Raw genomic sequence first — 755 nt, 5'->3', positions numbered from 1 at the left:
TTTTAGAACGACAAAAACTACGCTATATGTAGCGAATCCTTAATTTTCCCCGGAAAAGGCGCTTTTTGTGGCGGGCTTTCCGGGGAAAAGTGGATTTTTTGGACTTCCTACAAATCGCGATTTGTAGGAAGAAGAGTGGCAAATACTTTTTTAAGCAACTACACAACAAAATTCTGCATTTCATCTTGTGTCAGAGGGCGACCAAGACGTTTTGAAAGCAGGATTGCTTCGCGCAGTCTGAATATTTTTCCGTCAGACGGTTCTGTAAGTCTGGAGTCCGGCATTTCCTCGCCGAATCTCATTGCAAAATCAGGTCGCTCTGCAGTTATCGTGTATGTATCACAAATAACGGGTTCCCTCAAAGAAATCATTCTACGCCTCCTCAGAAAAATATTTTTTTATCAGATTCAAGGCTGCATTGCTATCGATGAACATATTCTGTGCATCGATATTTTGAGCGTTCAATGTCTTTTGGTAGTGCTCAACAAGATTTGTTTTTGCCTTGAACTGGACGAAGCCCTCATTGCCGACTTCCCAGCTCAGTTTACAGGCGATGGCAAAAAGGTGCGCGCCCACCCCTTGATACAGCCCCGCGTTTCCCCTGTTTGCCGGAGCTGATTCAACTATATCCACATGTGTGTACAGCTGATCACGAATATGTTTTAGAGCAATCAGCCCCTGCCGTTCATCCGTTCCTTTTAGCAGAAGTTCATAGACCTCATATCCATTTGAATGAGGGATACTCCAGTCAAAAA

The 755-nt window shown here is 43.8% G+C and carries 2 protein-coding genes; both read right to left on the bottom strand.

Annotated elements, in window-relative coordinates; genetic code table 11:
* Positions 1-158 precede the first annotated feature (158 nt).
* Positions 159-371, bottom strand: coding sequence for a hypothetical protein (locus JI65_RS16990; RefSeq protein ID WP_191018348.1), 213 nt, complete (start codon positions 369-371; stop codon positions 159-161).
* A 1-nt stretch (position 372) separates the two neighbouring features.
* On the bottom strand, positions 373-755 hold a 383-nt coding region (locus JI65_RS16985; RefSeq protein ID WP_191018347.1), incomplete at its 5' end, for a hypothetical protein.

Origin of the sequence: Treponema zioleckii, from assembly GCF_014737315.1 — a bacterium.
GTDB classification, from domain to species: domain Bacteria; phylum Spirochaetota; class Spirochaetia; order Treponematales; family Treponemataceae; genus Treponema_D; species Treponema_D zioleckii.
This window is presented reverse-complemented; position numbering and strand designations above follow the sequence as displayed.